We start from the raw sequence: 21,090 nt of genomic DNA on the forward strand, positions 1-21,090 counted from the left end.
TAAGCGTTAACGGTTATCGACCAAAAGTTACACCGTGGACTTATACCAAGGCAGAATTACTTGTGGGTAGGTTTGTCTAGGTTTTTAGAAGCGGTCAAAAACAAAGTAATCAGGGGTGCGGAAGATTTGCTCGTAGATATCTTTTTTGACACCCAAATCCACAGCGGCGGTGGAGGGGGACATCAGTTCCACAATGACATCGGGATAGCGACCATTTTGTAGGATGCGTTACGCTTCGCTAACGCACCGTTGTTCAAGACTTTGGTGGGTTACGGCGGATAGCCAATTAAATGGTATTTGCCTGAATTAAGTTTCGCCTAACCCACCCTACAGGTTTACAGGCGATCGTCATACTCAAGGGAGCGAGAAGCAAGCTACGTCCTTTGTCAGGGTTTGAGGTCTATTTACAAAACTTAATAGAGTTTGTTCCCTGTTCCCTAACCAGGGACGAATGACACCAATTGTAAACAGATGTTGCGACTATTTTAAAAATATGTTGAGAAATGCGCCAAACCTCAAATACGGTCTTATCCTTGAAACTTAAAGAAATGTGTCGAGGTTGATGATGGAACAATTTAACAAATATCGCTTGATCTGCACCCTGAGTTTTGGCGATATCTATGGACAAGTCATTGTGTGGTTAATCGTCATTTTCATAAGTCTTGCCTCTGCACTAGCGCTGTGGAGTGCCGATCGCCAAATTTATGCGTTGGCAACAGTGGGATTAGTCTTGGTCTTGTCTTTGCCCTTCTTACTCTTTGCCTTTGTGACCACATTGCTCAATCATATTGAAATATTAGCGATGGATGAGCAGGAAACAACGGCTGCCGATCGCAGCAGTCGCGGTGCATCCCAACCGGCTCAGGCAACGAGCTAGTGCAGCGGGCGTAAAAATACTTGAGCAGCTTCGTAGATACGATGAAGCAGGGGGAGCAGAGGGAGCTGGGGAAGCTGGGGGAGATGTTAGCTGTTGGCGTTATTTCTGCCTTCTGGCACTAGTACGAGACGGCTCCAAGGCTGAGGGGCGGAGGAAATTTTAATGGATCAGCCATTTCCGCCATGCTGCACAGGTACGTCTAAATTCATTGCAAATCTAAAAAGTTCCCTACCTTTCGGTGGGGAATTTGAGTAATAAGTCACTATAGATAACAGCAGAAATTCAATCGAGTTGAGATGCGAGAACACGATGTCATTATTGTCGGCGGTGGTTTAGCCGGGTGTCGGGCGGCGTTGGAAATTAAACGCACTGATCCGCAGCTAAATGTGGCACTGGTTGCCAAAACCCATCCGATTCGTTCCCACTCTGTTGCTGCCCAAGGGGGGATGGCGGCGACGCTGAAAAATGTGGATGCGGAGGATACTTGGGAAGCCCACGCTTTTGATACGGTTAAGGGTTCGGATTATCTGGCGGATCAAGATGCGGTGGAAATCCTCACCCGCGAAGCCCCCGATGTGGTGATTGATTTAGAACATTTAGGGGTACTCTTTTCCCGCTTACCCGATGGTCGCATTGCCCAACGTGCCTTTGGCGGTCATTCCCATCGCCGTACCTGCTATGCTGCCGATAAAACGGGTCATGCGATTCTGCATGAACTGGTGAGTAATCTCCGCAAGAACGACGTGACAGTATACGAAGAATGGTACGTCATGCGGCTAATTTTGGAAGATGGGCAGGCAAAAGGGGTGGTGATGTTCAACATCCTGACCACTCACCTGCAAGTGGTACGGGCAAAGGCGGTGATGTTTGCCACGGGGGGCTATGGACGGGTGTTTAATACCACCTCCAATGATTTTGCCTCGACGGGGGATGGTTTAGCCATGTCCGCTTTAGCAGGGGTGCCGTTGGAGGATATGGAGTTTGTCCAGTTTCATCCGACGGGGTTGTATCCAGTGGGTGTGTTAATTTCCGAAGCGGTACGAGGCGAAGGAGCGTATCTGATTAATAGCGAAGGCGATCGCTTCATGGCAAATTATGCCCCCAGTAAAATGGAACTCGCCCCACGAGATATTACCTCACGGGCGATCGCATTGGAAATTCGGGCGGGTCGAGGAGTACATCCCGATGGGGGTGCAGGGGGTCCTTGTGTCTATCTGGACTTGCGACACATGGGTAAGGAAAAGATCATGAGTCGGATTCCCTTCTGTTGGGAAGAAGCCCACCGACTGGTTGGAGTTGATGCCGTATACGAACCCATGCCCGTGCGTCCTACTGCCCATTATTCCATGGGAGGTATTCCTGTCAATACCGATGGACAGGTGCGAAGTGGACCCGATGGATTAGTGGAGGGGTTTTTTGCCGCCGGGGAATCCGCTTGTGTCTCGGTTCACGGTGCGAATCGCTTGGGGAGTAATTCCCTGCTAGAATGCGTGGTTTACGGTAAACGAACCGGGGCGGCGATCGCGCAATCTGTGCAGAACCGCAAATTACCTGACATTGATGAGCAAGTCTATCTTAATGCTGCCCAGAATAAGATTAATGCATTGCTCGGTCAATCCGGAAGCCTACGCATCGGTCAACTGCGTCAAAACTTCCAAGACTGCATGACTCAATACTGCGGCGTCTTCCGCACCGAGGCGTTAATGCAGGAAGGGTTGAATCAACTGCAACAGTTAAAACAGCAGTATGAAACTATCTATTTAGATGACAAAGGAAGCTGCTGGAATACGGAATTAATTGAGGCGTTAGAACTGCGGAATCTGATGGTAGTTGGGGAAATCATTCTCACCTCTGCCCTCAATCGCCAAGAAAGTCGGGGTGCCCATTCTCGCGAAGATTATCCCCAACGGGATGATGCCAACTTTTTGAAGCATACCTTGGCATACTATTCCTCAGCCGGAATTGATTTGCAGTATAAATCGGTGGCGATGACCCGCTTTGAACCCCAAGAACGCAAGTATTAGGCAGTTCGGTTTCTCTTCTCTAGCTCCCTTCTCCCAACCTTGGGAGAGGGGCTGGGGGTGCTGACAGGTGTAGGTTTTTTACTGTGCGGTTGGGGCAAGACAAGGAGGGCAAGGTGGACAAGAGGACAAGGAAGGAAAACCGTACAAAATTAGGTTCGGTCAAGCTAACTTCTAAAAGCCGAAACGCCCGATTTTTCGTTCTCACTCTTCCTTGTCTACTGGTCTACCTGTCTTCTAAGTCTTACCTCAACCCCAATTTAAAAAACCTACCCTTATGAGCTGGGGGTGAGGGCTGTAGCGCGTAGCGCTATAAGTACCTCTGCCTAGATTTGCATAGGTTTTAGTAAATTTGAGTAAGAGAGCCAAATAAACCGATGACCCAGCTACGCTCAGCCGTAATCCTGATTACCGGTGCCGCCGGTGGCTTTGGACAGGAATTAACCCGACAGTTATTGGTGGCGGGTAGCCGCTTAATTTTAACGGATTTGGATCAACCTGCCCTAGATCAACGGGTGGCGGATATTCAGCGTCAAGTCGCCACGGGGGAGGTACTGGCTTGCTTCGAGGCTGATTTGTCCTCTGGCGAGGGCTGTGAAGCGCTGTATGATCAGGTTAAAGCCCTGGATATCCCGATTGACATTTTGATTAATAATGCTGGAATTGCTGTTTTTGGTCGGATGGACGAAGTTCCAGCACCGGAATGGGAACGGTTGATGCAGGTGAACTTAATCACACCAATGCGTTTAAGTTCCTTATTTGTGGCGGATATGATTGCGCGTCAAAAAGGACATATTGTGAATATTTCATCCGTCGCGGGTTGGTTTGCACCCGCAGGATTGACCCATTATTCTGCTAGTAAATATGGGTTACGGGGATTTAGTGAAGGGCTATTCAATGATGTGAAGGACTACAATGTCAAAGTGACAGCCGTTTATCCATTTTTTAGCCGTACCCCCATTCTGCAAGCAAAACGGTATGGTACACTCGCTGAGGGACATCAAGGTGTGCCAGACTCCTGGACAACTGATCCAGTGAAGGTGATGGCGGCGACGATTCAAGGCATTCAGCGGGATCAACTGCACGTCTTCCCGGATGCGATCGCGCAAAATGTCCAATTTTTCAAACGATACAGTCCTGGCTTATTAGACTGGATCAGTAATGAGTTTGCCAAAAGATTAAACCGTGGTGCAAGTTAGTCATTCTCGCTCAACCGTACAGCAGGGTAATACCAGTCACAAGCAGTTGATTATCGGCGCAGGGTTTGTGGGATTGGGTATGGCTCAAGCCCTGAAAGCAGCGGGTATTGCTTATGATCAGGTGGATGGCAGTGATGATATCGGTGGTAATTGGTATCATGGGGTTTATGAAACTGCCCATATTATTTCATCCCGGACTATTACCCAATTTACTCATTTTCCCATGCCTGATGACTATCCAGATTTTCCCAGCGCTCAACATATCCGGGATTATCTGAATCGTTTTGCCGATCATTTTCAGTTACGGGAGCAAATTGAACTCAATCGTACTGTTGAGTCTGTCCGACCAATTGAAAATAACCTCTGGGAAGTTACCTTTGCCAATGGGGAACAACGAATTTATAAAGGCGTATTACTGTGTAATGGACATCACTGGTGCAAACGGTTTCCAGAATTTGAGGGACAATTTCACGGTCAGATTATTCATTCTAAAGATTACAAAAAACCCGATCAACTGCGCGGGAAACGGGTGCTAGTGATTGGCGGTGGAAATTCAGCCTGTGATATTGCCGCCGAAGCCGCACGGGTAAGCCGTCAGAGTGTTTTAAGTATGCGTGAATCGGTCTGGTTTCTTCCCAAAACCTTTATGGGAGTACCGACGGCTGATCTGGTGCGATGGTGGATGCCAGAATGGTTACAACGGTTGGCGATGTCCGGCATCATTCGTCTGACATTTGGAACTCATCAAGACTATGGTTTATCTAAACCGAACCATCGCATTTTTGAGAAACATCCCACGTTAAATAATGAAGTGCCGTACTATATTAAACATGGTCGAATTATTGCCAAGCCTGGAGTGCGTCGGCTTCAGGGAAAAACGGTCGAGTTTGTCGATGGGAGTGAGCAGGAATTTGATTTAATTGTTTGTGCTACTGGCTATCATGTTGCCTACCCTTTCTTACCGGAGGAACTTCAGCGCGTTGCCGGACCTGTGGTTAAATGTTATGGTAGCTCGTTTATTGAGGATTATAAGGGACTCTATTACATTGGCTGGGGACAAGCGCGGGGCGGGGTTGGTTCATTGATTGCGGCTTATGGACCCTATTTTACCCGTTGTCTGCAACTCCAGGATAAAATTAATGTGCCGCTAGGGTTGGTGTTTAAAGAAATGGGACAAGAGTTACCGACGACTCATTTGTCTGATCCGCAGCAGATTTTTAGGCAGTTAAAACTGGCTCATTTTTTCTTTAACTGGATTGCCAAAAAAGCTGATCAAGTTGATGCCAAGTATCCTAACTTTGAGAACCGTCCCCTCCCGGCTAAACATTGACCGAATAAAAGTAGATGGTTCCCAAGGATTTATCCCCAATTGTAGGGGTTTCAGCGATTTGCCGAGATGCGTCGATGAACATCTGAAAATTCCCCTCAAACCTAGAACCCATAATACATTGACGGCATTTGAGTAATGCTTGTAGTGCCGTGGCACACCTTAATTTATGGATGAGAATTGGTTCGTAGTGAGGGCTTCAGCCCTCTCCAGCGAAGCGTTATAGCACTCTTTGTGCTTACTACAAACCTACGAAGATCCACGAGATTTCCAAGACTATTGGGTTCAAAAATTCATCGAACATCTCAATGATAAAATAGCTGAACAACCGACAAAGCAAACTACCTAACACCCGGCAATACACAATCAACCGCTAAATCATCTGAAGAGGTCAAGATGGCTTTCAGTAATTATAAAGATATCAGTTCAGTTCTCAAAGAATTTCAAATCACCTACACTGAAGCTAATTTCATGGAGGAGATTGAATTTAGTATCCCTGATTACTTCCGTGAAGACTTACAAACCGTTATGCAGGATGGAGTCCCCAACGCTTCAGAATTTTCGATTTGTGAGAATCTCATTTATCCAATCCTTAAGGAAGTGTGGAAATGCTATCGCAGGGACTTTGTTTTGTGGGGACATAAATCTTTGATCTATGATGAGAATCTTTCCGGGTTTCCTGAGTATATTTTGGCGAAACGCTCCCCATTAGGGAAAGTCGTATTTGACAAGCCTTATTTTCTGTTAGTTGAAGCAAAACAAGATAAATTTGCTGAAGGGTGGGCGCAGTGCCTTGCCGAAATGGTGGCGGCGCAAAAGTTGAATGATGACCTCCCTATAACTGTATTTGGAATTGTCTCCAATGGTGAAAAATGGGAATTTAGCAAGTTAGAAAATGATAAACTAACTAAAACCATACAACCTTATACAATCTATCAGCTAGACCGACTCTTTGCTGCTGTAAACTATGTTTTCCAAGAATGCGAATCACAACTCAATGAGCTAGTTGCGGCTTAACCAGATATCCCTCTTTCAACAGTTATTGGTAGAGACGTTCCGGCGGAACGTCTCGACAAAATGGGAGATTGCGTAGTGCCGTGACCCAGCTAAAATTGTGCAATAGATTTACTGTTAAATTGGGCGCACGCCATGGGAAATTGGGCGCACGCCATGGGAAATTGGGCGCACGCCATGGGAAATTGGGCGCACGCCATGGGAAATTGGGCGCACGCCATGGGAAATTGGGCGCACGTCGGTGCGCCCCTACAGTACATGATGCCATCTAATTAAAAAGCTACCTAGTACAAGAAGGCAGAAGTCCGAAGGCAGAGGGCAGAAGGTAATAAGGAACATAATGTAGCTGCTTTTAGGGAGCTTTTAACTGGTCAGTTATTTCTGCCGCGCTGCACTAGGGTTATTTTTAAAACCGTTAAGGTCTATCAGAACGTTTCCAACTAATCCGATTTGACCCAATCGGTAGGGATTAGCTCTAGAGAGTATCGAAGCAGATTCTCACAGTTTCCAACTAATCCGATTTGACCCAATCGGTAGGGTGTATTTTTGATAAAGGAACCCCGCCGCAAGCAGCGTTTCCAACTAATCCGATTTGACCCAATCGGTAGGGGACGAGTCTGTCCGTCCGTCTCATATGGAACTCGGACGGGTTTCCAACTAATCCGATTTGACCCAATCGGTAGGGTTAATCCTAAAACCTGCAAGTATGACGGGGAATGGGTCGAGTTTCCAACTAATCCGATTTGACCCAATCGGTAGGGACACTAAAAAATCCGTTGTCTACTGCCCTCTCCTCTCTTATCGTTTCCAACTAATCCGATTTGACCCAATCGGTAGGGCTTGGGAAATGCCACAAACCTACGCAGCTTTTGTTTCCAACTAATCCGATTTGACCCAATCGGTAGGGGACGAAACTTTCCATTTTGCTGGGTTGACTTTTTTGTTTCCAACTAATCCGATTTGACCCAATCGGTAGGGAGTTCGTCTGACAGCCCTTACCCAGTAAGGCTTTCAGCCATCGAATCGACGCACCTCTAGAAATTCTAACATTTCCTCTCCAAAAGAGCTGCGAAACACATACCTCAAACCCTTACCCTGTAAGCCATCGACGCATCTCAACGAAAAATATAGGGTTTCAGCGATTTGCCGAGGTGTGTAGATGAACATCTGAAAATTGCTCTCAAACCTAGAACCCATAATACTTTGACAGGATTCGAGTGCTTTTGGACTTCACCAAAGCTGCCGAAACCCTTCAGGTTCAGTATCAAGGAAATCCAAAAAATCATTACACTTATCTGAATTATCCGGGAAAATCGTCAACAGTTCCAAATAATTAGGCGTCATCTTGGGTTTCTTCTTCCCTGGATTCTTGGGATTATCCACCAACTTCACCACCGGATACATCCGATGCCATAGTCTTCCCACTTGACTAATTTGCCCCGTCACCGAACTTTGCTTAATACTCTTTTCAGCTTCCCTGAATCGGTGATTCTCTTTTTGATAAGATTCGTGCAACCACTTCAACGCCACAGAATCTTCAGCACATTCCGCCAAACGTCCCCAGACTTCTACACAATCCGGATGCCATGCTTCCCGCCAGTTGGCATGATTCCTTTCATCGGGTTCTATTCCCTGCAACTGCATCCATTCTGAAGCAATTTGCCTTACCTGATTAATAAACCGCCCAACCCGATTTAAACGGGAAACCTTAGCCCCATAAGTTAATGACTTTTTGTCCCATTGCCAATGACACCCGATCAGGGGTTTCCTATGGTTGTAATACTCCTGATAAAATTGCCGATGATCTGCCCGTCGCCATGACTTGCCAAACCCGCCAAATAGCAACGCAAACCGCATGAAGGCTTGCAACAGTTTTTTCAAGGTTTGCTGCTTGATTTCATCCAATTGGCGAGGCGACATTAATAACCAACGTAACTCGCCAGCCACTTTATAGGTGGGTTCACCATACCCATCTGTAAACGTACCTAGGTTTAAAGCCGACGCTTGAAACGCACAGGTTAATAATCCCTGGGTTCCGCCATCGTTCACTCCCCCAAACAAATTTTCGACTAACTTCTCGGCTGTCTTATTATCCGTTAACCCGCCAAAAATTCGCAAAGCGTGTCCCCGTAAACTCCCCCGAAATAGATTAGGACGAAATTCCTTTTCCCCAGTAATTAATTGAGGTGCTTGCCCTTCTCCTTTCAAAAATGCCCTGTACAGTTGTTCCCCTTGAATCGGAATCGGATAATCCTCCTCTCCTGACTCCGTTAATCGCGCTTTGGGTAATCCATACCCACTGCTGGTGCGACAACCAATTCCATACCCTAACGCCCGTTCCCAAATCGCCCAAACCTCTTCCCAATCCGTATCCGGTAACTGGCTAGAAATACCAAACTGAATCGCGGGTTCCGACAGGGAAATTAAAGCAAATCCTGTCTCATTACTTGGTTTTTCACCCGTATTCCGAGTCTGTACCTGCCATTGCTGCTGGGGGTGAACAATATCGACTAAATTTTGTTTCCAATCATTCACCGGATAACCGCCATGAAACCGCAATAAACTGGGTTCCTCACTATTTTTAGTCAAGCGGTAGCGTTGCTTTTGTTCTGAGGTACAAGCTTGACAAAACAATCCTTTCATGCTGCTACCAGGATAAAAGGGCAACCCAAACGCACCCAGCGCCGGGAAAATAATTCCCTCAAATTGTCCGCCATTGGTGACAAACCGCCATTGCATTTTATAGGTTCTGGCTGCAACAGTTTTCCCTAAATCAGGCGGGTGGGGATAGACTTCTTGCGTCCACTCAGACGCCCATCGTTGGGAGTCTTGTACCTCAGCATTTTGATCGATGTATTGAAGTTGCGATCGCCCTTTTACTTGCGCTTGAAACATTAACGGCACTAAGTTGCCAGCATTGGGAATATTAACCATGTTGAATTCTCCTTAAAAAATGGTTAAAGGGAATGGGGAACAGTTGAGATTAGGGAACGGGGAACGGGGAACGGGGAACGGGGAATGGGGGAGATGGAACGTCTTTGGTAGGGGCGGGTTTTACTTTTAACGTTTCGCTTTCACCTGGATATGACTAAACCCGCCCCGACTAAATAACGAATGACGAATGACGAATGACCAATGACCAATGACCAATGACTTAATTCTCTTCATCACTAGGCAAATCACCGGGTCCCTTATACCGCTGTGTCCACCAGACGATCGCATCGCATAATTGAGTCAGTACAGCTAAGATAATTCGCTGATCTTCGACAGTAATTGACCATAATTTCCCCGCCATCGCTTTCACCGTGTTAGGATGTCTCAAATCAACCGCATCATTGGGAATTTCTATCCCTCCTGGTTGCATAATCCGAACTAAAGCATCCCAGGTGGCTTTCCAATATTGACCTTTACAGTCAAATTCATCACCCTTTTTCTTCGATCTTCCCTGCAAGCGCAAATGTTCCCCCCAAAACCGTTCTAACCCATAGGCTACCGCTTCTCGCATTTTAAACGATTGATTTAAGGATTGGCGATCGCGTTGTCTGGCTTCTAACACCAATGTTTGGGCAATTTGGTCTAAACTGTGAAACTCCCGCCCATTTTCTACTAAACTATAGTATTTCCAAGCCATTGGTTTAAACCTCCTGTTTTTCAGTCTCAGTTTTCTGCTGGGAAAACGCTTCCCCGGCTAGAGTCACATTACAGCGACCAAATCCAATCGATTCTAACCCCCCAAAATAAAGTTCTTCGGAATACGGTTGATTCGGTTTGGGTTCGCCAAAGGGTTTCCAGCCCAGTTGTTTTAATGCCACCGGAAACACTAAAATACTCCCCACGGGTAAAGCTTCCACATTAAAAAATGCCCCCATTTTAGTATCCACTTTCTTCATATCATCTAGCATCTTAATCCGGCTTTGTCGATACAGTGCCATGTCATGCAATAGGGCGATATCATTGTCATCTACCACAACCAATTGCTTGACCTGTAAATCGGCTCCCACAGGTATCCAATCCGCTAAACTTTCGTCGTGTTCAATGCCTAAAAAACCCAGATTAAAGAACAACACTTTTTCAGTCGTTCCGGGGACAACACGGGCTTTTAACTCCGGATCAGCCGTGTAAGGATCGGGAACGTTGGCGTTAATTTCAGCAATTTTTTTATAGCGTTTCAGCAGGGATGGACAGCTAACCCAGACAATCGGTTGTCCGGGACAAAATACAGGTATCCAAACTAAAGTGGCATATTCAAACTTGACTAAGGCTTCAGTTGTACCGCCATCTTTTTGGTCAGGAACAGCTTCATGACCATACCAAGTCGCCACATCACCCTTGGGGGATTCGGTGCCGTTGTCTGTGGGAGAATTTCGCATATCTGCCCGAAATCGTCCCCGAATTGAACTGCCTGGAATTATCCCCGTTTGGGTAAATTGATCGCGAAAAATCAAATTCAAATTTCCCGTTTCTTCTCCAGCACTTGCTCCCACATGAAGGGGGGCTTGGGTTTCTATAATGCCGTAAGCTTTTTTGTACATGGTTAACTCTCCAAAAGATTTGAATCCAAAACTAAGTAGTTGTAAACCCTCCTGCCTCCTGCCTCTTCTCCCACCACAAGACTCCCTAAAGCAGCCCCTATATTACAGGGGTAACGCTAATCCACATCCCCAACGTTTATAGGAATACCCCTCATCAGGAAACCAAGATTTATCCCAATTAAACCAAGGGTGGGGAATCTCTTTTGCCAACACATAAACCGTTCCCGCCGGTACCGCATAACGTCCCCTAGCGAGGCGTTTGGTGTCACCTGTTCCCCCTAAGCGATAGCGAAAAGGACGAGGACGTTCGGTGAAAATTTGGGCATTTTCCCATTCCGGTGCTGTTATCCAGTCCCCTTCTTGCTGAATAGTGGGAAATCGGTAAGAAAAGCGATTGGAACCCCACACCGCAGGCGTAATTAGGGCAAAATTATTTCCCACAGGTTTTGCCAATAACTCTAACAGAATTTTATCCGTAATTGACTGACAGTTTACCTCGACTAAATGTCCTTCACCCCCAAACCGATACCACCCCTCATCAATGGGAGTATTGGTCAAATAGACTAAACAAGTATCGGGATGCATTTGAATTGAATTTTCCAAAAACAAACTTCCCTGTTCCGAATTGGCATCAACTCGACGTTGTTCGGTTTCTAAACGTGGGTGTAAATGAGGTAAATACTGCCAAGGTTCTTTAGAAACAGTTTTCGCGTTCTCCCATTCATGAATCGGTAGCCATGTTTTCGTATCAAATTTACCCGGTTTGAGGGGTTGCCATTTTTTGGTTTCGCGGTTCCAGGTTAATTTTGCTGTAATTTGCCCTTGACGAATTTTTTCTTCATCTTGCGGAGGATTCATTTCAGCTAAATAATTAAAGGGAGTAGGAACATAGAAGTTTTGGGGATTCTCAGTATCCGCCCAAAAGGGTCCAGCTAGGGTTAAATCGGGTAAGTCTAATCGTTGAGTCGTTTCCCCTCTTTCATTGATTCCCGGTTGACTATATTTAGCAGCATATAATCCCGATACTGTTGCGGCACTAGGCGGAAAGCTATTTCCAGAACGCCCCACTAGGTTATCGGGGGAAAGAAAGGGACCAGCACTGCCATAGAGAAAGCCAAGGGGTTGGATAATAATTAAGTGACTAAACATCATTATCTAAGTTGCTAGAGTTAAGAATTATCGGTTCCTGGGGAGGACAAATGAAAGCCAACTTTAGCCAAGTTAATCACCCAGTTGTTTAATGCCTTGATGTTTTGCTTTTCTTGGGCATCGGGTTGATTCCCTAAAATCCCCGTCCTCGGTTGATTATCGGTATCCGAGGTATCCCACAAATGAGCTTCTAAACATTGGCGATTTTGGTAGTTAAAGTAAAGCTCAAACAAGCCCAGGGCAATTTGAGTTTGACCCGGAAAAGCATGGCGCGATTCTAGCTGGGCAACATCATTATAAAAATGAGTCCAGTTGGGGGTTTTCTTATTCCCTTTTGGCTTTTGTTTCAGCGAAACTAAGGTATCTCCCTCTCTGTCTTGATAGCTTTCTAGAAATTGTTGCAAACACCACCAAGGACAAACCCATTCCAGATAATTGCCACTATTAAATAGAATCCGAATAGCGAGGCGATCGCGTCCCTTACTTTTGGCTGATTTTTCTGCTTCTCGACAGTGTTGTAGCACATCTCGTTGGGGGACGCCAGGGGCTGCCCAAACTAAGCCGACACTCACGGTAATCGGGTGTTTATGTTGTTGCCAAATTTGGGGGAATTGATAGAACCAATTGAGGCAGTCTTGAGGTGTTAATTTCGGTTGTTGTTGATCGGGACTTCGGTAGAGGACACCGAGAAAATCATCCCCTCCGGCATAGATAATCCGTCCATCAGCATCTAAATTCCGCCGTTTGACTCGCTCGGCTTGAGTCGGGGGTAAATGATATTTGAGATTTTTTCCCCATTCCATCATCCCTTGGCTAAAGGTGTGGAGAGAGTCGGCTTCATCTTCCCCTTGTTCTTTTAATTGGCGCAGATACTCCCCAATTTTATCCCCATCTCCTTGAAAGTATCCTGCCCATAATTTATGGTCAAATCGGTTTAAGTCAACAAAGCTTTGGGGGATTTCAATACTCGGCAGGTCTTTTTCAGAAATAAATTGATTGGCAATAGCATCTAAGGTGATTAACCGTTTAATCAGTTCCGGAATACTTAAGCGTTCAGACGGAGCGAGAATGGATTCTCCTAAGGTCTGGCTCAGTTGGTGGTAAAATTGATTAATATCCTGGGTTTGTTGAGCCATGCTAGAGTGAAGGGGATGGGTTTCATCGGTCATCCGAGGGTAGGCGATCGCTCCCGTTCCCGATAGCGTTGAACTTTCTCCTTGCCAGTTAATAGCTGTCCAATTTCGTTGAGTTTTAATTTGATTCAGTTTACGGCGAGCATGAGTCATTAGGGTGACATCTTCTGGCGTAATTCCAGTTGCTTTGGCTTGACTCAATTCTTCCTCGGTACTTTGCGTCCAAAAAAACTCCCAGGCATGATTTGACCAAGCATTCCATTCCCGTTGCCAGGTATAAGTAAAGGTGTTTAAGGTTTGCTCGATATATCGACGACAGGTTTCTACAACTGTTTTCCAAGCCTGATTAAAAGCCGCTTCCGCTATAGTTTCGGGAAAATTCCCGGCAATAATAATTTGGTTGGGGGTGCCTTGAGTCACATTGATTAAAGCTGGAGAGACAACTTGACAGTCATCCTGTTTTTCAGCCGCATAACAAATTGCACAAGCTAAATAAGAAAGGATAAAAGAACTGCCGTACAAATCCCGCAGTTTAAGCGATTTCTCAATGAAACCCTGCACGGGAGCAAAAGTAATCACGGTGTAACAGTTTGTGTGCATAAGCCAGTCCTCTGTAGGTGGACTTTTCTTAAAGGTAACAGTATCGTAGGGTGGGCAATGCCCACCAACCTTAAGTTAGGTTCGTAGTAGGCACGAAGCGTGCCATAAGCGCTCGCATCGCTGACTACAAACGTTTTAAGTGGGAGGTGCAACATTGCCGTTTGCACGTTTTGATTGCTGATGCCAACAGTATACAGGTAGCTGGAAGACCCTTTTTCCAAAGACTTACCCCCCGCAAAAATAGCAACCACAACTCCCCAAATACTCAGGATTCGTCTTATGCCAATTCGACCCTGGAAATTCAAAAATCCAGTCAAGTCCATTATCGGCATCCACAAAGCCACTGACAAGCCCATGGATAACCCCAACTCCCGTACTCGCACACAGGCTATTTAACCAAAATACCGCTGGATCACTGATGCCTTCGACATACCCGACTCGATTAGCCAGATGATGAATCTCATCAGCAGCAGACTCTAATGCCGCACGATGCAAGTTAATGATATTGCCACACATCAAACACCACCCACCCCCAATCGGCGGCACGGTGGTCAATGAATACCCATTTTTTCACCCCTAAACGCCCTAGCAGTTCGGCAAAAATTGCCCCAATACCCCCACAGCCGATTAAAGCAACGGTGAGTTCACCCAGTTGGTTTTGCACTCGTTCACCAAAGACCTGTTGACGGGCAAACATTAAGTCTGTCTGATGGGGAATATTAACATCTGGGGTGAGTTCAAACCAGGATTGAGACCAGTTAATCGGCTCAAATGACTGTCCTTTTCTATCCCAGATGCGGAATTGAGATTGTTGTAAGGTTTCGTCAAACACTCCAGAGATTAAACGCGGCTTTTTGGGGAAGTGAGATGAAAGAAACTGAGCATAGTCTGATTCATAATGGTCATCCACGCTAGAAAATTCAGGCTTGCCTGATTCAGCATGAGTATGAATATGAACCACATCGAGTTTTTCTTTTGCCAGAAACGTCTCGATTAAGTAATGGTGAAAATCTTGTTTAAGCACCAACCCACTCGCGGATTGACGTTCGTAGCAATCGGCAGAGGGAACAACCCACGCTTGAGGCAGATATCTAATTTGTTGTTTGGATACCTGATGACGTTTGCAGAATAAAAACCCAATTACTTCTTCATTCGTCGTGCGAGCATCGAGCATAGCGCGGTAAAATTGATGCCACATTTTGGGTGGGATGTGTAGAGACATTTGGGGTAATTTTTTTGAGTGGTTCATGAGTTTTTCAGGAAGACTATGTGTATCAAATATCAAATATCGGATGTCGGATGTCAGATGTAGGGTGCGTTAGCGAAGCGTAACGCACCATTTCTAACGCACTATTTCTTGAGCCTTGGTGGGTTGAGTTGTAGGTTGGGTTGACGACAGGAAACCCAACAGTATTGGATGTCGGATATAAACGGTTAAACCGGGCGCACGTCGGTGCGCCCCTACAGTTTTTGGATAGTAGCAACGCACCATTTCTTGAGCCTTGGTGGGTTACGGCTATCGCCTAACCCACCCTACGATTTACTACTCAATCATCGGTATTAATCGCGTGGCGTGCGGTGACAAATAAAGTCGCCAGATTATGTCCTTGTTCAGGTTGGCGACTAGGACGCCAAGCATTCAGCCATCGGTCTCGATTAAATCCACCCCCTAGTCCAACGCAGTACCAATACCAGCCTTCTTCACTTAAAAACGGTGCGCCATAATAACTTTGGTGAGTGAAGTGATGGTCGCCCTGTCCTACTGTATTCCACGGATAGTTTAGATAGCAGCCAATTGGCGGAAGACGCGGGTAATCGGGGGGAAGTAGGAATAAGACATCTGTGTTAGTAACTCGGAATTTCCGAGAGGATAAGGGCATTCCTTTGAGCAGGAGTGCGGTATATTGAACGCCACTAATGGTTTTGCTACCAACGAGTACCGTCTTTGCCACTTTTTCCAAGAGTTTTAGTTCAGACAAGAGTCTCGGACTGGGTTGAAAATTAGTTTCACCGGGATTAATTGTAACTGTCATTGTTTCTTTTATCCTTTCACAATTTTGGGAACTGTCCAAACTTTAGAGCCTTCTTTCAGGGCTTCGTTTTCTTTGAGGGGTTTAGTACCTCCAAATCCTTCTTCCATGACATCATCATTGCCAATTTCTGGGAAGTTACTTCTCAAGTCTTCAACGGTTGCGCCATTGGGTAAATCGACTAATTTACCGTTAACAACTGCTCTCATGACAATCTCCTTTGTTTTAGAATGTAGGGTGCGTTAGCGTGGCGTAACGCACCATGACTATTGAATTGGGGGCTAATCTTGAATTGTGTCCACCCACTTAAGGGAAATGTTACTGACTGGTATACTGTCATGCATTTAAATTGGGTATGGTAGCGAGCAAGATGCAAAGCCTGCGGCATGGCTTCGCTTAACGCACTACAGGAATGAAGCAATTCTTGACATTAAGGTTTAAATGCCGAATAGCTGATGCTGGTGGGCAATGCCTACCCTACTATTGCTATATTTCTTAATAACTCGTGGTGGATTGAATTCGGGCGATCGCTACTTTTTGATGCGGCGGTTGCGCTGGAGATGGATTTTGAGTGAAACTTAACCAAATTGACCAACTGACTAAACCGATAACTGTCAAAATGGCAGTAGATAGCAAGCGGTTGTAATATCGCTCTAGTTGTTGCAAGGATACCTGAATGGAGGTAATCTGGTTACGATGTTCTGTTCTTTCGGTTTTGCTTATAGCTCTCATATTCAACTCTAAGACTTCAATCTGTTGAGCCAAAGTTTCAATGGTTTGGGTGAGGTTTTCTAACTGATGATCCGCTTCGACGATTAATTTGCCGTTGAGGGTTTTCATAAGTTCATACTTCCTATTCTATTTTTCACTTCCTCCAATTCAATCAAAGACATGAATGAGATACTTATAAAGAGACAGGGTGGGGATTACCCACCCTTTCTCGCGAAGAATTCAGACATCTATTGTGCAACCTCCTGAGCAATACGATCTTTTAGCGCACAAGAGGTCGCTTTAAAATTTGCGTGACAGACCCGTACATTTCGCCACTCAATCCATCCAGTTCATGCTTAATATCTTCCCAGCGTCCGAGTTTGCTCGTCCACTTTCCATTGGGTAATTGTCTAGCTGCATGGGTTGGTTCTCCGTCAGGTGTAGCGTATAGAGCTATCTTTTCAAATCCTTCTTCTAACGAGGCGCGATCGCATGGTTCATATCCCAGAGTTTGATAAGCTTGGATAAAAGCAGCAATCGTTAATTCTGCGGGTACGCCATCAAGCCAATAGTATGGATTTTCCGGTTCTAAAGGATTCCACTAACGGTCATTTTCCGCCGCAGCCCAAGCAAAACAATTGTAAATTCGTGACGCTTTACTGGTAATGCGATATCCGGTGGTAGTCAGGTGCGGAAATTGGTCTTCCTTGTACTTTTCTAGCCTACCATCTGTAGCCATTCTCCTTACCCCATTGTATCCATGCCCCTGCCATTTGCATTAACCGACCTCGCTGTTCTGGCTCAATCGGATTAGCACCTGTAATAGATTGCAACGCCCAAAACCAATGGTCAGGTTCCTGTTCGAGTTCGCGTAAAATCAGCGGAACAACGGGTTGACCCATGCCAATAATTCGTTGGTAAGCTGGGTGCATTACCATTTTTGTGGCTAAAGACATCATCCCTGTTTCGACGCGCCATTGTTCGGCTAGTTGTAAAAATGTTTCCTCTAAATCTGATGGTTCTAAAAGAGGATAACAGTACGCTGCATTTTTTCTATCAATTTTGTAGATTGTTTCCATTACACTAATACCTCACTTTTTCGTGAGACAGACACTTTATTATACCCAACTACCTGTCTTGGTGGAAGTTCCTAGTGCAATTTATAGTGCTACGCGCCAGGATGTAGTGGCGTGGCACACCTTAAATGGTGGATTAGAATTGTAGGGGCGCACCGACGTGCGCCCAGTTTAACGATAAATCTATTGCACAATTTTAGCTGTGTCAGTCCAGTAGTGGGCTGACCCACCTAAAATGGTGAATTAGAATTGTAGGGGCGCACCGACGTGCGCCCAGTTTAACGATAAATCTATTCCACAATTTTAGCTGTGTCAGTCCGCCATCGTGCGTTAGCGACAGCGTAACGCACCATTTCTTTAGCTAGTAGCCGTTTGCAGGTTGTAGGTTGGATTGTTCGACAGAAGCGACTTCGACGCGCATTCCCCGCCGTCTTAGTTTTTCGGCAAGATAGGCAAAGTCAGAGTCTCCGGTGACTAAGACAACGATGTCCGGGCGGACTTCTAAGGCGAGTTCAATGGCATCCATTGCCATGACGATATCAATGTTGGTTTCGTAGTCATCGCCTTTGGTTTTGCCTTCTTTTTGCACGACTAAGAAGCCGTTACTTTTTGCCCAATAGATGAATTTTTCTTTGGTTTTACGTTGTTCTTCAAACCGTTCTCTGGCTGGAGGTAATCCGACGTAAATGACCATTTCAATGAGTTCTCGACCTTCTCTGGGGTCAGCAAGGAAATGGGGAATAGGGAACGGGGAATGGGGGAGATCACTGTTTCCTTTTAGAGCAGTAGACAACTCTATTAGGATAAACGAGTTGTTCCAGACGTTCCGGCGGAACGTCTCTACGACTTAACCACTATGGCGGTTGCTATACCTTTATCGTTGAGTGCAGCTTGGTATTATGATTAATGCGGTAATCGTGCTCTTGCTGATGGAAGGCTGATGGCAAAACTCTACTATCGAGGCATGGCAGAAGAAAACGGTAAACCTAAAGTGGGACGTAGCGCTCGGTTATTGGGAGTCAGACCTGGCATTGATATTGATGTCGAACAAATGCCTAGAGATTGGTTGGATGAACAGGGATTCCTCCGACCAGAAGCAGAACGCAATCCTTTGTTGGGTGAGCCTGTAGCTGTAGCTATCAGAAATACCAAAGGAATGTCTGTCTCGCTTTCAATTGAAGGTTTGCCAGCATTCCGCAAACCGACAATGTTTGGAGGAACGGGAAAAGACCCCCTTTGGCAAATTGATGATTGCCAAATTACTGGAGGGCTTGAAGCTGTTCAAGATAGCGCCACCCACGTTAGCATTCTGCCAAAAGCTACAATGCTGTTGGAGAAGTACGAAGCGGCACTGGCAAGTACCCAGAACGATTGGCAAAAAGTTTAAACGAGAGCAGGAGAATAGCAATGGCATGGATATTTAGCTTATCGGCTGAATGTGGGGCGCAACAAGCTGTCGCCGAGGAATTTTCCCACCATTTTGACCAAGTTTCCTGGGTTCTCTCCAATGGTAGCCAGTCCCAATGTGGTGTGGGAATTTTTCAAGATATCGAAGAGAACTGGTGGTGTCGAGTTTCTCCAAGTCGTATCAGTGAGGTTGGCATCGATACACCAGAAAGTGCTTATCTGATGACAGAACTCGGTATTCTGCTGTATCAGCGTTTACAGTCGGCTCCAAGGTTTCGTTATGCCTTGGTGGGTGTGGAAGTGGATGAGTTTAGAACTTACTCTGAATTGCTGGAATCCTCTTCTAATTCGGCTTTTCCGGGACTGGTTTTGGCTCAAAGGATGGGGGAAGCGATGGAATTGTCTCCAGATTTTCGACTGTTCAGTCCGGGGTATGTTTGGAAACCCTATGAAGGTGAAATTTATAAGCCGCTGATGGCATCGTCAGAGTTGAAGAACAAATTGAAGGCATTGTTGACGGTGGGGTGAACTTTACCCAACCTAAATGATATTGTGTCCGCTTAAATAGCCATAATTATGACTGACGCTCGACTACGCTCCAGAAATTTTTATCATGAGTGATGGGTCCGGACATGATATAAGTTAGGAGGACTTACGCAAAGCCTCTATGTGTAGTGGACTGACTTTTCCATAGAACAATTTCCTTGTTTGTAGTGAGAACTTTAGTTCTCTAACACCTAGCTGGAGAGAGCTAGCATCCCTCACTACAAACCAAATCTATTGCACCCAATTAGCTGGGTCATGCCACGCCACTACATTTTGCCATTGTATTGCCCAATACTAATGATTCCCAGTTCAAGGAGTTTTGTGGCGAAGAGTTCAGAGACTTCTTTACTGGGGAATTTTAATATCCTGACACTAGGAATCCAAGAGCTATTTCCTAAATACGTCCCAGAATAGTGAGGAAGAATTTTAATCACTTTTTCCATGTTGGATTGCTGGATTAAAAAGAATTCGTGGTACATTATGCCATCTAATTAAAAAGCTACCTAGGCTTATTTTTAACTCCCAGATGGAAAAGGGGTTTTCTTTAATTGTCATTTGGGTTGGGTGAATGTGGCACGGCTAAAGAAAAAGGGTGGGATGACCCACCCTTCCAACTAATCCGATTTAACCCAATCGGTAGGGCTCAAATCATTCACTGGGTTGGAAACAAGTGGGAAAAGGTTTCCAACTAATCCGATTTAACCCAATCGGTAGGGTTTTCCTTAAGGAGGAAAAAAATGCAACGCATTACAACGTTTCCAACTAATCCGATTTAACCCAATCGGTAGGGACGGGAACGTAGCATTGGAAGGTATACCATTAGGAAAGGTTTCCAACTAATCCGATTTAACCCAATCGGTAGGGCAAGAAATCACCAATTTCATTGATGCACTAGGAGTTTCCAACTAATCCGATTTAACCCAATCGGTAGGGATATGGACAGCAAGGAATAGGATACTGCCCAAATTGTTTCCAACTAATCCGATTTAACCCAATCGGTAGGGGGTACGGCCAAGAAGACACCCAGCACCTTCACCAGAACGTTTCCAACTAATCCGATTTAACCCAATCGGTAGGGCAGAGTTTTCGTATTTCTTCAATGTTCAGGATCCTACTGTTTCCAACTAATCCGATTTAACCCAATCGGTAGGGCGCTGCAAATGTGGCGGGACTGGCGGGACAGAGGGTTTCCAACTAATCCGATTTAACCCAATCGGTAGGGGTTACTACTTGTTTTTTTGGGCTTGGAGGTTGCCAGTTTCTAACTAATCCGATTTAACCCAATCGGTAGGGCGTGCCAGGCATTAATCCTCCGCCTTTACAAAAAAGTTTCCAACTAATCCGATTTAACCCAATCGGTAGGGTCAAAATTCCTGAAAGCCTTTGTTCTTTTGAAGAAAGGTTTCCAACTAATCCGATTTAACCCAATCGGTAGGGTTGTTCTCCCGTTTGGAGAGACTTTCGATTC

The 21,090-nt window shown here is 45.6% G+C and carries 22 protein-coding genes, 2 pseudogenes and 2 CRISPR repeat arrays (1 of these 26 only partly in view); of the genes and pseudogenes, 9 read left to right on the forward strand and 15 right to left on the reverse strand.

Annotation, left to right across the window (positions count from 1 at the left end; translation table 11 throughout):
* Positions 1–87: 87 nt before the first annotated feature.
* Positions 88–219 (reverse strand): annotated as a pseudogene (locus RIE73_RS33795) (Uma2 family endonuclease); the annotation flags it as partial.
* Positions 220–565: 346 nt separating this feature from the next.
* Here RIE73_RS33795 and RIE73_RS33800 point away from each other — a divergent pair.
* The 6 genes from RIE73_RS33800 (at position 566) to RIE73_RS33825 (ending at position 6,714) form a co-directional block, all read left to right on the forward strand.
* Positions 566–877, forward strand: coding sequence for a hypothetical protein (locus tag RIE73_RS33800; RefSeq protein ID WP_446370958.1), 312 nt, complete (start codon positions 566–568; stop codon positions 875–877).
* A 296-nt stretch (positions 878–1,173) separates the two neighbouring features.
* The gene (locus RIE73_RS33805) at positions 1,174–2,901 is read left to right on the forward strand and encodes a succinate dehydrogenase/fumarate reductase flavoprotein subunit (RefSeq protein ID WP_446405337.1); all 1,728 of its coding nucleotides are present in this window, start codon (positions 1,174–1,176) and stop codon (positions 2,899–2,901) included.
* A gap of 374 nt (positions 2,902–3,275) precedes the next feature.
* Complete coding sequence (locus RIE73_RS33810) at positions 3,276–4,097, forward strand: SDR family NAD(P)-dependent oxidoreductase (RefSeq protein ID WP_446405338.1); 822 nt, start codon at positions 3,276–3,278, stop codon at positions 4,095–4,097.
* On the forward strand, positions 4,087–5,427 hold the full coding sequence (locus RIE73_RS33815) for a flavin-containing monooxygenase (protein WP_446405339.1): 1,341 nt from the start codon (positions 4,087–4,089) through the stop codon (positions 5,425–5,427). Before RIE73_RS33810 ends, RIE73_RS33815 begins: the two co-directional genes overlap by 11 nt.
* A gap of 393 nt (positions 5,428–5,820) precedes the next feature.
* A complete protein-coding gene (locus RIE73_RS33820) occupies positions 5,821–6,441 on the forward strand; it encodes a hypothetical protein (RefSeq protein ID WP_446405340.1) in 621 nt (206 codons plus the stop codon).
* Positions 6,442–6,573: 132 nt separating this feature from the next.
* Complete coding sequence (locus RIE73_RS33825; RefSeq protein ID WP_446405341.1) at positions 6,574–6,714, forward strand: hypothetical protein; 141 nt, start codon at positions 6,574–6,576, stop codon at positions 6,712–6,714.
* Between the two features lie 156 nt (positions 6,715–6,870).
* A CRISPR array of direct repeats spans positions 6,871–7,416; the repeat unit is 36 nt; unit sequence GTTTCCAACTAATCCGATTTGACCCAATCGGTAGGG.
* 252 nt (positions 7,417–7,668) lie between these two features.
* Here the strand turns inward: RIE73_RS33825 and RIE73_RS33830 are convergent.
* The 12 genes and pseudogenes from RIE73_RS33830 to RIE73_RS33885 form a co-directional block, all read right to left on the reverse strand.
* Positions 7,669–9,372 (reverse strand): hypothetical protein, encoded by a 1,704-nt coding sequence (locus tag RIE73_RS33830; protein ID WP_446405342.1) that lies wholly within the window; start codon positions 9,370–9,372, stop codon positions 7,669–7,671.
* Between the two features lie 220 nt (positions 9,373–9,592).
* Positions 9,593–10,069, reverse strand: coding sequence for a hypothetical protein (locus RIE73_RS33835; protein WP_446405343.1), 477 nt, complete (start codon positions 10,067–10,069; stop codon positions 9,593–9,595).
* Between the two features lie 4 nt (positions 10,070–10,073).
* On the reverse strand, positions 10,074–10,970 hold the full coding sequence (locus RIE73_RS33840) for an RAMP superfamily CRISPR-associated protein (protein WP_446405344.1): 897 nt from the start codon (positions 10,968–10,970) through the stop codon (positions 10,074–10,076).
* 102 nt (positions 10,971–11,072) lie between these two features.
* Entirely contained in the window at positions 11,073–12,119 is a 1,047-nt protein-coding gene (locus RIE73_RS33845; RefSeq protein WP_446405360.1) for a type III-B CRISPR module-associated Cmr3 family protein, read from the reverse strand.
* A gap of 20 nt (positions 12,120–12,139) precedes the next feature.
* Entirely contained in the window at positions 12,140–13,852 is a 1,713-nt protein-coding gene (locus tag RIE73_RS33850; protein WP_446405345.1) for a Cas10/Cmr2 second palm domain-containing protein, read from the reverse strand.
* 225 nt (positions 13,853–14,077) lie between these two features.
* Positions 14,078–14,368 (reverse strand): hypothetical protein, encoded by a 291-nt coding sequence (locus tag RIE73_RS33855; RefSeq protein ID WP_446405346.1) that lies wholly within the window; start codon positions 14,366–14,368, stop codon positions 14,078–14,080.
* Positions 14,349–15,101 (reverse strand): ThiF family adenylyltransferase, encoded by a 753-nt coding sequence (locus RIE73_RS33860; protein WP_446405347.1) that lies wholly within the window; start codon positions 15,099–15,101, stop codon positions 14,349–14,351. Before RIE73_RS33860 ends, RIE73_RS33855 begins: the two co-directional genes overlap by 20 nt.
* A 298-nt stretch (positions 15,102–15,399) precedes the next feature.
* On the reverse strand, positions 15,400–15,885 hold the full coding sequence (locus RIE73_RS33865) for a hypothetical protein (protein WP_446405348.1): 486 nt from the start codon (positions 15,883–15,885) through the stop codon (positions 15,400–15,402).
* Positions 15,886–15,893: 8 nt separating this feature from the next.
* On the reverse strand, positions 15,894–16,091 hold the full coding sequence (locus tag RIE73_RS33870; protein ID WP_446405349.1) for a hypothetical protein: 198 nt from the start codon (positions 16,089–16,091) through the stop codon (positions 15,894–15,896).
* 286 nt (positions 16,092–16,377) lie between these two features.
* Entirely contained in the window at positions 16,378–16,722 is a 345-nt protein-coding gene (locus RIE73_RS33875) for a hypothetical protein (RefSeq protein WP_446405350.1), read from the reverse strand.
* A gap of 151 nt (positions 16,723–16,873) precedes the next feature.
* A pseudogene (locus RIE73_RS33880) lies at positions 16,874–17,176 on the reverse strand (DUF7689 domain-containing protein); the annotation flags it as partial.
* Positions 17,177–17,315: 139 nt separating this feature from the next.
* Positions 17,316–17,672 (reverse strand): hypothetical protein, encoded by a 357-nt coding sequence (locus RIE73_RS33885; RefSeq protein ID WP_446405351.1) that lies wholly within the window; start codon positions 17,670–17,672, stop codon positions 17,316–17,318.
* 22 nt (positions 17,673–17,694) lie between these two features.
* Here RIE73_RS33885 and RIE73_RS33890 point away from each other — a divergent pair, with 22 nt between their 5' ends.
* Positions 17,695–17,817, forward strand: a complete 123-nt coding sequence (locus RIE73_RS33890) for a hypothetical protein (protein WP_446405352.1) — start codon at positions 17,695–17,697, stop codon at positions 17,815–17,817.
* Between the two features lie 213 nt (positions 17,818–18,030).
* Here the strand turns inward: RIE73_RS33890 and RIE73_RS33895 are convergent, their stop codons facing one another.
* Complete coding sequence (locus tag RIE73_RS33895) at positions 18,031–18,462, reverse strand: NYN domain-containing protein (RefSeq protein WP_446405353.1); 432 nt, start codon at positions 18,460–18,462, stop codon at positions 18,031–18,033.
* A gap of 147 nt (positions 18,463–18,609) precedes the next feature.
* Between RIE73_RS33895 and RIE73_RS33900 the strand changes: the two genes are divergently transcribed.
* Positions 18,610–19,056, forward strand: a complete 447-nt coding sequence (locus tag RIE73_RS33900) for a Tse2 family ADP-ribosyltransferase toxin (RefSeq protein ID WP_446405354.1) — start codon at positions 18,610–18,612, stop codon at positions 19,054–19,056.
* 20 nt (positions 19,057–19,076) lie between these two features.
* Positions 19,077–19,604: a hypothetical protein gene (locus RIE73_RS33905; RefSeq protein ID WP_446405355.1), complete on the forward strand. Its 528-nt coding sequence runs from the start codon at positions 19,077–19,079 to the stop codon at positions 19,602–19,604.
* Between the two features lie 284 nt (positions 19,605–19,888).
* On the opposite strand, the gene RIE73_RS33910 is transcribed toward RIE73_RS33905, so the two are convergent.
* The gene (locus RIE73_RS33910) at positions 19,889–20,065 is read right to left on the reverse strand and encodes a hypothetical protein (RefSeq protein ID WP_446405356.1); all 177 of its coding nucleotides are present in this window, start codon (positions 20,063–20,065) and stop codon (positions 19,889–19,891) included.
* A gap of 163 nt (positions 20,066–20,228) precedes the next feature.
* Positions 20,229–21,090: direct repeats of the CRISPR family, unit length 36 nt; unit sequence GTTTCCAACTAATCCGATTTAACCCAATCGGTAGGG (it continues 324 nt past the right edge of the window).

The sequence above is a fragment of the Coleofasciculus sp. C1-SOL-03 genome, from assembly GCF_040220555.1.
In the GTDB taxonomy this organism is placed as follows: Bacteria; Cyanobacteriota; Cyanobacteriia; order Cyanobacteriales; family Coleofasciculaceae; genus Coleofasciculus.